Here is an 11,981-nt window from a genome sequence, read left to right as displayed (position 1 = left end):
TCTGGAGCATTACGGTGGACGTGCGCAAGCAATACATCACGCCACTGCCCACCTTCCTGACGCTCGAAGATGCATTCCGCTATCGCTTCAAGCAGGTGTTGGGTCATCTGGATGAAACCGAAGGGCAGGAGAGCGGCTCATGATGCCTTTCATCCGTGCGATTTCGGGACGTTTTTGCAACTCATTTTTGTTTAGGTTGCGGTTTGACGAGCGTGGTGGTGCGGCTGTCGAGACGGCCTTGTTGCTGCCGCTCATCATTGCAGGCGGCTTGCTGTGCGTGGACCTGTTCAAGGTCGGCATCGAGCGCACGCGCATGGAGCAACTGGCCGGATCTGCCGCCATCACGCTGTCGGTACAGCAGAAGCTGGGCAAGGCGGGTCTGGATGGCCTGTACGACACCCTGTTCAACGTGGAAGGACTGAAGGATGTGCGAGGCCGCCACCAGATGCTGGTCAGCAACGTGACCATGCCGTCGCGCCGTATCTGGTGGAGCCTGAGTCGGGGTGGCGATGGAGTCTGCGCGGAAACTGCGCGGGAAGGGACCTATGAGGGCACGCTGCCCGTGGATGCCGAACTGGATGGCAATGGTGATCCCGAGAACGACACACACTCGCTGATCGTGGTGCGGCTGTGCCGCACGGTAGACGATATTTCGATGGAGCATCTGGCGCTGCCGGACAGGCTGGCCGTGGTGTCGGTGAATCGTGCTCTGGCGACCAGTGTGGATCTCGATGAGGTGCTGCTGGCCGAGGCAGTGGGTGCGATCGTGCAGGAAGAGAGGGAATAGAGACATGTCGCGGTTCAGCAAAATGGCCGGGTACCTGGGGAAAGCATGGATGTCGGTGCGAGCGTTCGGCCATGACGAGCGCGGCGGCATGGCACCCTTTATGGTGTTGGGGATCGCCGGTGTGATGGTTGCCGGGGCCTATGCGTTCGATGCCACGCGCATGACGACCGGCGCGGCGCAGTTGAAGCGGGCGACCGATGCTGCGGCGATGGCTGTGGCCGTGGATGGCATGGGTGATCCTGACATGAGTGCCCCGCGGCTCAATGCACTGGCCGAAGAGTATGTGCGGGCCAACCTGGGCATGGATTCGGTCGTGTCCAGCCAGTTGGGTGATATTCGTGTAGAGGTGGGGCGCAAGGAACCCGGCCGGACCTACAAGGTGCTGGCCGAGTTGCAGCCGGTATCGGTGTTGCTGGGAGCCGGGAGTGGCCCGGTCGAAGTGCATTCAACAGCCTATGCGGAGAATCCCAAGACCGAGGTTGCGATTATCCTGCCTTCCGAGGGGGATTTCACCATTTCGGCCGCAGAGCGTACGGCGCTGGCAGAGATCGCCAGCGACTTTGTCGATGATCTGTTTGGTGGTTCATCGGCAGATACGCGTGCCAATCTACGGGTCGCCGTCGTGCCGCATGGCGACGGCGTCAACGTGACACCGCAGGGCCAGAATCGCATCAGCCGACTGCGCCAATGGGTACCGCCCAATATCGTATCCAGGCCGGTGGACTTTCTGGATCGAACCTTCCCATGGAACAGCAGTACGCCGCGCGTGACCAACCACGCGGCTCCCCTGATGCCCGATACCCGAACAGACCGGCTTTGCCTGACCGACAGAAGGCAGACCGAGTCTCGCTATTGGTGGCGTGGTCCGGCTGCGCAGGCGTTTACGGTCAACTACCGACTGGACCAGACCAACGAATGGCAGTACCAGTACCGGATACATGTCTACAGTAATAACAACAGTGATTTCTTCCAATACATCGTCGACGATCTGGCCTGCCCCCGGGCCCGTTTCCTGCCGCTCGATGAGTCGCGCAGCAAGATCAAGGAAAGCATCTGGGCGAACGCGGAGCATCCCAGTTTCAACCAACGCTACAGCCCAGGCCTGATCTGGGCGGGGCGTGCGCTGTCGCCCGATATGCGGGGTGCGGCTGGCTGGGGCGATCCCGTCTATCCGCTCGACTTCGAGACCGACAACAGCGACAACCGCAAATATATCGTCATGTTTGCCAAGTTGATCGGTGACTGGTTCCTCGATCCGTATGGCAACTCCGGCTCTGGTCAGAACACCCGCAGCGCCTTTGAGGGGCTGTGTCGCGAATACGTCGACGTGGGGATCAAGACCTATTTCCTGGGCTTGAGCACGGTCGAACCCGATCATCACATGATGTCGGCCTTTGGGCAGGTGGTGGCACCTGGCATGAAGATTTGTACCGATGGTGACAAGCGCTACAGCTATGTGATGGGCAGCGTTTTCAATGCCGGCAGTGTCAGGACGGATTTTCGCAACCGGCTCAAGGCCATTGCCGAAGAAATACAGAAAAGCAGTAGCGGCGTACGTTTAATTGAATGAGTCCTGGCCGGGCCGGTATTTGAGCGGCCTGCTGGACGGTATTCGTATAACTTTGTGAGGTTTTCATGGCTCGAACGACGATGAAAATGGGGCGCAGCAGCCTATTGCAGCTTGCTTTGGAGGCACGCATGATGTTCGATGCGGCCGCCGTGGCAACGGCGGTGGAGGTGGCTGATGCAACGGATACCGCCCAGGCGGATGTTGCGGTAGCAGCCGATGCGGTTGAGAAGCCCATGATCGGTGCCGAGCCCGGGGCCATGAGCCTGGTCGAGCGGATCGAGATATCCAGCCCGGATGTGTCGTGGGAAAGCCTCTTCAAAGGGATCAAAGACATCGTGCGCGTCGATGGACAGATCTACGTAGTCACTGTGACAGAGACTTATGACTATGACCCGGAAACCGATACAAGTATCACGATCCTGAATGGCAAGCTGCATATGCTGCAGCCAGATGGTTCGGGTGATCTGGCCAGAGCGTGGAGCGTCGGCAATGATGCCATAGCGGCATTGGCCGGAGCCGAGCAGATCCAGGCATCCGCCGATGGCAGCATGCTGTTCGTGACGGGTAGCCAGGGTACGGCACTCTTTGCTCGTGATGCGACTACAGGTGTCCTGACATCCATGGGAACGCTGGCAAACAATCCGGATGATGGTTCATACGGTACGATCAGCCAGGTCGTGCAGCACGGCCAGAACCGTCTCTATGCCACCTCCGACGATGGCAGCCTGCTGGTTTTCGAGCGGAATTCCGACAGCTCCGCCTGGCGCGTGGCCCATCAATATTCCGATGCGGGCGAAACCGGTATCCAGCTGGATGGTGCCAATGCGCTGATCCGCTCGAACGATGGCAATTACCTGTTTGTCGGCACATCCGGCGGCAATACGCTGGCCAGCGTGTTCCGGATCGGTACGGATGGCCAGTTGACGTTTGTGGCTGCAGCACAGGGACTTGACCATGGTGCTGATTCCCAATACTTCACCTCCACCCTGACGCTGTCTCCGGATGGCACCAGACTGTATGCGTTCGATAGCGGCAACAACGTGTTGCGTGCATTGTCCATCAATGCCACGACCGGCGTGCTCTCCGAGTTGGGCACGACCACGGTGGGCAGCAGGCAAAGTGGCATCATCGACCTGATTGCCACGACTGATGGGTCTGCATTGATCGCCCTTCGTGACAACGGCGTGGATCTGTATGTCATTGGCGGCGACGGCATTCCCACCATGAAGCGGACTTATGACGTACTGGGTGAGGGGCTGCGGTCATTGCGCGGTGCCACGTTGAGCGAAGATGGCACTCAGCTGTATCTGGCCAAGGGCGATGAGTACAGCGAGAAACTGCTGCTTGTGCAATTGAAGCCCGAGGATATCCAGTATCGCGAAGGGACAGCTCCAGTGGCGCTGCTGCCGGGAGGGACGCTGGCAGATCCTCAACTGGATGCCGCCGATAACTACCGCAATGCCAGTATTGCCGTCGAGCGCACGGATAGTGGTAAGGGCACCCATGATGCCTTCAGTTTCAAGACTGGAGATGGCTGGACATTCAATACAACCAACAACACTGTATTGCTCAATGGGGTCCAGGTGGCTTCGTTTACGGTGTCGGGCGGCGTGTTGACGATGACGTTCACCGCTGATATCAGCCGTCAGGATGCACAAAATGCCCTGCGCCGCATCGTCTACGAAAACCGCAGCAATGATCCAACCAAGGATGGTAGTGCTGCCAATTTCAAGTTCACGTTGAACGATGGTAGCCAGAACCTGGCCGAATTGTCGCTCGACGTTGCGTTGCAGGGGGTCAACAACCCACCTGTCGTCAGCACAGATGCCGTCCAGACCGATTTCTATGCCGAGGGTGAGCCGGTCAAGCTGTTCGAGAATACGCAGATCGATACGGTCGAAGCCGGCCAGACAATCTGGCAAATCATCCTGAAGATAGACGCCATTGATGAAAAGGGGGTCCTGATCGTCGATGGCGGGGGCAAGATTCCCATGGACAAGGCAACCAGCGGTACTGCCACGACCGGCACCGGTCGGACGTACATGGTGACCCTGGACAGAGCCGCAGGCACGACGACTGTGATCGTCTATGTGACAGGCAGCTCCGCCGAAGCAGCTGCGCAGGTCGTGAATGGGCTGGCCTACAGCAATGGCGGGGACAACCCGAGCGGTGATCGTACCTTCACGTTAAGGATCAAGGATAACGGCGGCTTCGAGACGGATGCCGATGGCAAGAATCTGAAGAACGATGAAGGAGAAGCAGCCAGCAAGGCGGTCGTGACCCTGAATGCAGCACAGGGAACGAATACAGCTCCAGTTCTGGACAATGGGGCTGACGTCAATTACCGGGAACAGGCTGCCCCCGTCTTGCTTGCCCCGGGCGCGACCCTGCAAGACACCCAGATGGATGCCTTTAATGGAGGGCTGGGTAATTATGACGGCGCGGTGCTGACGATCCGACTGGGTGAGGGCAAGAGTACAACGGATGCGCTCGGCTTCCAGGCAGGCCATGATCTGTCCGTGAATGGCAATACGCTGCTGAAGGCGGGCAAGGCGATCGGTACGGTGACCAACCAGGACGGTGTGCTGACGATCCGTTTCAGCGATGGTGCAGGGGTAAAACCGACTTCGGTCGATGTGCAGAATACGCTGCGGCAGATTACCTATGCCAACAGCAGTGACGTGCCGGCCGCCAGCGTGGCAGTGGCAATCACGCTGGCCGACCAGCGTGGCCTGGTCTCTGAGGTGCTGGCCCTGTCGATCCAGATCGAGGCCGTCAATGACAAACCGGTGATGGTGGTCGATCCTGTGCTGTCGCTGGGTGACTTGAGCAGCCTGCAGGTACTGGATGGCCTGGATGGTTTTTCGAAGCCTGTATTCAGTACGGTGTCGACGGCAGGAGACCGTGTCTATGTCGTTGATGACAAGGGGGCGATTGCCCTGTTCAGCCGCAATCTGGACTCAGGGCGGTTGACGCATGTCGAGACCTTTGCCGCGAAGGAAACGATCAAGCAACTGATGCTGTCCGGGGATGGCAGCAGTGTGTATGCGCTGGCGGGCAGTGGCAATGCGATTCTGCGTTTTTCGAGCGATGCCGATGGCAGCCTGACCTATCAGGAAACCTACAAGGAATATATCGGCAATTATTCCTTATACGACATGGTGGGGATGACCCTGTCGGAAGATGGCCGGAACCTTTATGTGATCAATCGCTATGGCATGCTGATCGTCAATCGGGATGAGCAAAGCGGTGTCCTGGAATGGGTAGGACAGCTTGATGGGAGTATGTGGAGTTCCCCGTATCTGTGGAGTCCGACCGAGGTTGTCAGCAAAGGCGATCTGGTCTACGTGGTGACGAGTCCATCAGGGTCAGGCAAGCCGGCCCTGATTGTTTACCAGCGCGATGCCGAAGGGGGCATTTCCCTGCTTACCTATGCCGCCCACACCGAAACCGATGCGGCAGGCAAAGCGTTGTCCCTGGGGGGGGTGAAGCATCTTTCAGTCAGTGCCGATGGTCGGACCATCCTGATTACCAGCGACCGGCAGATCGATGCCTTCAGTCTGGACATCGAGAAAGGAGCGCTGACGCATCAACATACGCTGGCTGTCGATGCGGATGTCAGGGATATTGCACTGACAGACCATGGCAGGGCGCTGTTCGTGACGCTGGCCGATGGCTCGTTCAAGCGCTACGCGGTAGAGAATGGTGGCCTGTCTGATTCGCTGACTGATCTGGGCAACGTTGGCCATATCCTGCCGATCAAGGATGGCGGTATCGTCGTCGTGGGGGACAAGCTGCATGTACTACGTGCGCCGGATGTCCCGGCACCTGTCTATACAACGGGCGGGGAGCCCATCGCTGTCTTCCCTGCGCTGCGTATCTCTGATGTCGAGCTGGATGCCGCGGGTAATGGCCAGGGTAACTATGCCGGTGCCTTCCTCAAGGTGACGGGCGATGCCGGCAGTCTGTTCAGTTTTGCCGGCAAGGATGGCTATGAACTGGTCGGCAACGAGATCAGGCTGGACGGCAAGGTGATTGCGATCTTCGAGCAGGTGGGGGATACGCTGGAGGTCCGTTTCGGCGATGCCGTGACCACCGCGCAGGCCAATGCCGTATTGCGGCAGATCGATTATGCCTGGCAGGGCACCGAGACATCAGGTTCGGTGGTGTTGCGCGTCCAGTTCAATGATAGCGACCTATTCACCGAGCTGGAAGTTTCGGTTGCCATCAATGCCGTGCCACTGCCGGGCACGGATGATTACGCGTTGCCGACGCGCATCGTCGGTCGTGACTATCCTCCGATCGTATTGCCCGAATCGCTGTTCAATGATGCGGATGGCGACCGGCTGGCATGGGAGATCGACAATCTGCCTCCAGGTGTGACGTTCGATCCTGATACCCGGACATTGTCCGGGATGCCTGGTGCACCGTGGAGCGGGGTGCTGCGGGTCACGGTAACCGACAAGGGCAATATGTCGGCAACGCGGGACTTTGCCTGGGCTATCGAGGCAAATGCCGAGCCTGTGCCGGTTGCCGGGACGGTGAATGTGCCTCCGGTCGCAGTGGGGGCAGCTTTCGACTATGCCTTGCCTGCGGTATCCGAGCTGTTCTCGGATGCCAACAACGATGCCCTGAAGCTGGATGTGGAAGGGCTGCCTGCCGGTCTGTCGTTTGATCCCGCGACTGGCAGGATCGTCGGCGTGCTGTCCGTAGCCGGCCGGTTCGAATTCGTTCTCAAGGTCACGGATCCGAGCGGAGCATCGGCGTCGCGCACAGTCAGCCTGGATGTGGCGAATGTACCGCCCGTGGTGACGGTGGTGCCAGGCAGCAATCTGGAGTACATCGAGAATGGTAGCGCGGTGGTCGTGTTTGATGATGTTGCGATCGATGTTCGCGGTGCCTCTGAAACCGTCACACAGATCGTCCTGCGCCTGGACAATGTCGTGGACATTGGGCATGAAACGCTGGTCATCGACGGCACGACCATCGTGCTGCGCGCCGGGGCTTCGGGGCAGACGGCAGGTGGGCATGCGTATGCCATCTTGCAGGATGGCACCAGCCTGCGTCTGACGCTGACGGCTGCAGCATCCGGCTTGCCGGCGGCACAGGCCGAAGGGCTGTTGGAAGGGATTCGTTATGCCAGCACCAGTGACAACCCGAGCGTGGGCCAGCCCCGCGTGATTGCCCTGGTGTCCGTGCGTGACAGTGGTAGTACGGCTGGTGGTGGTTCGGATACGGTGCAACTGTCCGGGGTCGAGTCCTCGATCACGCTGGTGGCGGTCAATGATGCGCCGCAGGCCAGCGGGCAACTGAGCGGTGTGCAGGCAGATGTCCAGCAGGGGTTCTCGTATACGTTGCCAGAAAGCCTGTTTTCCGACCCGGAAGGCGACGCTTTCAGCCTGACTGTGACGGGCTTGCCGGCCGGACTGACATTCGATGCCGCGACCGGCACGATCTCGGGTACGCCAGCCGCCACAGCGATTGGCAGCCATGCCGTGGTCATCACGGCGACTGACATACACGGTGCCAGCAGCAGTGTGACGCTTGCCTTGCAGGTTAATAGCCCGATGGATGGCGCGACTCTGTCCCAGCTTCAGCCGGACAATGCCCTGTCGCGTGATGTCTCGACTTCATCCGGTTCGTTGACGTCGCCCTATGCCGGCATCTGGCAGACCGACACTGCCCAGCGTCACCAGATCCTGGCAGAGGCCTGGGCCGGGGTGCCCGGCATCGGCGGTCGACCGCTGGGTTATTCGTCGTTGACCATGGCGGGCCTGTCTGCCGATCCGGGGTTGCGCGGCCTGCCTTTCTACCTGACCGATACGCCGCGCTCCGAGTGGGAGCGCGAACTGGAACAGCGTCGAACCGAGCGTCCGGCAGCGACCAGCCTGGCCGACCATGGTGGTGGCACGTTGCATGCGACCCGTGAGGCTGTGCGTGGTACGGCACAGTGGGATGCGATCCAGGGCCACTACCAGTACCAGTTGCCCGATGGCCTGTTCTCCGGCCGTCAGGCCGTGGAATCCGTGGTGCTGGTGCAGGCCGATGGCAGCCCGTTGCCGGAGGGAATCCGTCTGGACGCGCGTACCGGCCGGATCATCGCAATCGGCAGCAGCGGCCAATGGGAACTGGTGCTGGTGGCGCAGACTCAGGATGGCCGTGCCGTGCAGGTGCCGGTCGTGCTGAACGTGCCGGAATCGGCTGCCGATGTTGCCGCAACGGGCCGTCAGGAGGCTGTGGTCGCACTGACCGAGGACCAGCAGCCAGGGGCCAAGGTGGCGGTCAGCGACCAGATCCGGATGCAGGCTGCGCCCAGCCTCGTACAGGATGCCCAGCGCCTGCTTGGCCTGCTGGGAGCCGAGCCGCAACAGGAAGAACGGCCCGCAGGCGAACGGGCTGCTGCATAACGATCATGTGCCGCAACCATGTCGCAGCAAGGGGTTCGCTCCTGCTGGCTGCGGCATGGCGCGCGGTTGCCATTTGGGATTTTGAAAGAAGGAAGAACAGACGTGTCCAACAAGCATCACAATGACAAGACCTCGGTCGCTCGCCAGCGCTTCGTGCGCCTGGGCAGCCTGACCATCCTCGCTGCCGCACTGGCCGGTTGCGCCATTACCCCGCAGCCGCTGGCCGAGGAAGAGCAGTTCGTGCTGGCCCTGGCCGATCGCGAAGCCATGTACGCACAACAGGAGCCGGTTACACAGGCAATCACGCTGGAAGAGGCCATCGCCCGTGCCGTCAAGTACAACCTGCAGCATCGCCTGATGCTGATGGAACGTGCGCTGGAAGACAATCTGGCTGACGTGCAGGGTCTCGATATGCTGCCCAAGCTGACGGCACGCGCCGGCCTGAAAACGCGTGACAACACTTACGCTTCGTCGAGCTATTCGGTGGAAAGCGGGCGCGAGTCGCTGGAGCCCTCTACCAGCCAGGAAAAAAGCCTGCACAACGCCGACCTGCAACTGTCCTGGAATGTGCTTGACTTCGGCCTGAGCTATTTCGGTGCCAAGGCCCAGGCCAACAAGATTCTGGCGTCCGAAGAGCGCCGCCGCCGTGTCGTGGCGGACATCATTCGCGAGGTGCGGACAGCGTACTGGAATGCCGTGACCGCCGAACGCCTCAAGAATGAAGTGTCCTCCATCCTGGGTGAGGCGCGCACGGCGCTGTCGCAGGCGCGCGAGACTGAGCGCCAGCGTCTGCTGGCACCGATCAATGCGCTCAAGTACCAACGTGACCTGCTGGGCATGGTGCGTCAGGTCGAGGCGCTGGAGAGCGACCTGGCATTGGCCAAGTCGCGCCTGGCTTCGCTGATGAATCTGCCGCCGGCATCGCAATATGATCTGGTGGTGCCTGCGGCCGCCAGTCTCGAAGTGCCACGCCTGGCCTATGGCCTTGAGGACCTTGAAACCTTGTCGATGGTGCGCCGTCCCGAGATCCGCGAAGAGGCCTACCTGGCTCGCAACGCCGTGCTGGAAACACGCATGTCGCTGCTGCGGCTGTTGCCGGGTGTATCGCTGTTCGGTGGCCTGAACTACGACAGCAACAAGTATCTGGTCAACAACAACTGGGCGGATGCCGGCATGCAGGTCAGCTGGAATCTGTTCAATGTCCTGTCGTGGCCGGCTATCAGCAAGGCCGGAGATACCCGCGAGGCGGTTGCGCAATTGCGTCGCCAGGCACTGCGCATGGCCGTGCTGACCCAGGTGAATGTGTCGTATCTGGAATTCCAGCGTGCCGCCAGCGTGTTCGAACGCTCGAAAGAGCTGGATCGCATCCAGCGGGCCATTCTGCAGCAGACCGAAGGTGCCCTGCGCAGTGATGCCCAGACCGTTCTTGAAACCATACGCACGCGAGTGGAAACCGTGCTGGCCACTCGGGCCCGTGATCTGAGCTATGCGGATCTGCAGAATGCCATGAGTGCCATCCACCAGGCGGCCGGCATCGATCCGTTGCCACAGACTGTGGCCGATGACAGCGTGGCCGGTCTGGCGGCGGCGGTGGCCGACAGCAGTCGCGTCATTGATATGGGGGGCCTGCAGGTGCCACGCCTGATGGCCGAGTCCAGCCTGATCCAGCAGACCGTGCCGGTCGAGGCCGCAACACCTGTGGCGCAGACCGCACAGGCTGTTGCAGCAGCACCGGTTGCCACGTCGGTTGCGCAGCAGCCGGCGTTGCGGCCGGTGGCGGTGTCGATGTGGTCCAGCACCGGCTCCCTGGTCAGCGGTCAGGCAGCTCTGGATCAGGCCGAGACGCAGCGTCAGGCGGCCCTGGCGGCCGAGGCCGAGGCGCGTCAGGAGCGGATGCGGCGGGATATTTATGCGCGCTGAGTATGCTCATTTTGCCCGCCATGTGACTGCCCCTACGGGCAGTTCACCGAGCCACGGACTGCTGCGGCATATCCTACCGCTGCTGACGGCTCTGGCACTGATCGGCATGGCCGAAACGATACAGGCCCAGGAAGCGCAGGTCGTCCGTGCCCAGGTCACGGCGGCCCGGCAGGCCGTGCTGTCCAGCGAGCTGGCGGGCAAGTTGCTCAAACTCCCGTTCCGGGAGGGCGATAGCTTCAAGGCCGGGGACGTGCTGGCCGAGTTCGATTGCTCGCTGCACCGGGCTCGGCTGAGCCGTTCGGCGGCAGCCGAGTCGTCGGCACGCCAGCAACTGAATGTGGCCAACCGGCTTGATGCACTTGATTCCATCAGCGTGTCGGACCTTGCGCAGGCCCGTTCGGCCGTGTCGGTCGGGCAGGCCGAAAGTGCAGTGGATCGTGCCATGGTGCAGCGCTGCACCATCAAGGCACCCTTTGCCGGGCGCGTGGGGGAAACGCATGTGCGGGTGTCGGAGTACGTACCCGAAGGCAAGGAGCTGCTGGGCATTTACGAGACGGGTGGTTTCGAGGTCGAAATGATCGTGCCGTCGCGCTGGCTGGTCTGGCTGCGGCCCGGCTATCCCTTTGCCGTCTTGCTGGATGAAACAGGCCAGGCACATGCTGGCGAGATCGCCCGCATCGCAGGCAGCGTGGACCCGGTCAGCCAGTCGGTCCGAGCCATCGGGCGACTGAGTACCGACGAGCAGGGGTTGTTGCCGGGGATGAGCGGCACGGTCAGTATCGAGCCGCCAGCCGCCGCCGTATCGGATGGGCAGGCACACGCGGGTGGTGACCCTGCGCCCCATCGTGTGGAGCAATGAGAAGAGTCGGATGACGCATCGTGCAATGAGGAGTGATGTTTCTCAGGCGCTGGCCGGTCTGGTCGAGCTGGAGCGCCGTGCTCGTGCCTGCGATACGCCTGAGGCGCTGGGCTGGCTGATGGTCAACGATACCTGCCAGCTTGTGCCCTATCGGCAGGCTGCTTTCTGGCGCGCGGATACCGGACAGATACAGGCCTTGTCGGGATTGGGCACACCGGATCGCAATGCGCCGTTCGTGGTCTGGCTGGCCGGCTGGATGCGCGGGCAGGCACAGTCCCATGTACAGCAGGCAGCGGTATCGCATACCGCAGGTGTGCCGGGTGCCCGTGCGGGGCATGACGCGCGTGCGGCAGATGTCGTGAGTCGACTGTTATCGGTCGATATGCAGGCGGCTGAGGATGCTGCCATGTGGCGCGAGCACCTGCCGGCGCAGTGTAT

At 61.1% G+C, this 11,981-nt stretch carries 5 protein-coding genes and 1 pseudogene; all 6 read left to right on the top strand.

Features of this window, described 5'->3' with window-relative positions:
- Positions 1–139 precede the first annotated feature (139 nt).
- Positions 140–787: a TadE/TadG family type IV pilus assembly protein gene (locus ABN482_RS00030; protein WP_349502062.1), complete on the top strand. Its 648-nt coding sequence runs from the start codon at positions 140–142 to the stop codon at positions 785–787.
- A 4-nt stretch (positions 788–791) separates the two neighbouring features.
- A complete protein-coding gene (locus ABN482_RS00025; RefSeq protein ID WP_349502061.1) occupies positions 792–2,357 on the top strand; it encodes a hypothetical protein in 1,566 nt (521 codons plus the stop codon).
- A gap of 65 nt (positions 2,358–2,422) precedes the next feature.
- Positions 2,423–8,764 carry a putative Ig domain-containing protein gene (locus ABN482_RS00020; protein WP_349502060.1) on the top strand — a complete coding sequence of 2,114 codons (6,342 nt, stop codon included), beginning with the start codon at positions 2,423–2,425 and terminating at the stop codon, positions 8,762–8,764.
- Between the two features lie 102 nt (positions 8,765–8,866).
- The gene (locus ABN482_RS00015; protein ID WP_349502059.1) at positions 8,867–10,684 is read left to right on the top strand and encodes a TolC family protein; all 1,818 of its coding nucleotides are present in this window, start codon (positions 8,867–8,869) and stop codon (positions 10,682–10,684) included.
- Positions 10,674–11,543: an efflux RND transporter periplasmic adaptor subunit gene (locus tag ABN482_RS00010; RefSeq protein ID WP_349502058.1), complete on the top strand. Its 870-nt coding sequence runs from the start codon at positions 10,674–10,676 to the stop codon at positions 11,541–11,543. The genes ABN482_RS00015 and ABN482_RS00010 overlap by 11 nt, the downstream gene beginning before the upstream one ends.
- A gap of 10 nt (positions 11,544–11,553) precedes the next feature.
- Positions 11,554–11,981: pseudogene (locus ABN482_RS00005) on the top strand (hypothetical protein); the annotation flags it as partial.

Source organism: Corticimicrobacter sp., from assembly GCF_040137905.1.
Classification (GTDB): Bacteria; Pseudomonadota; Gammaproteobacteria; order Burkholderiales; family Burkholderiaceae_B; genus Corticimicrobacter.
Note: the sequence above shows the minus strand (reverse complement) of the source record. Positions and strands in the feature narration are given on the sequence as shown.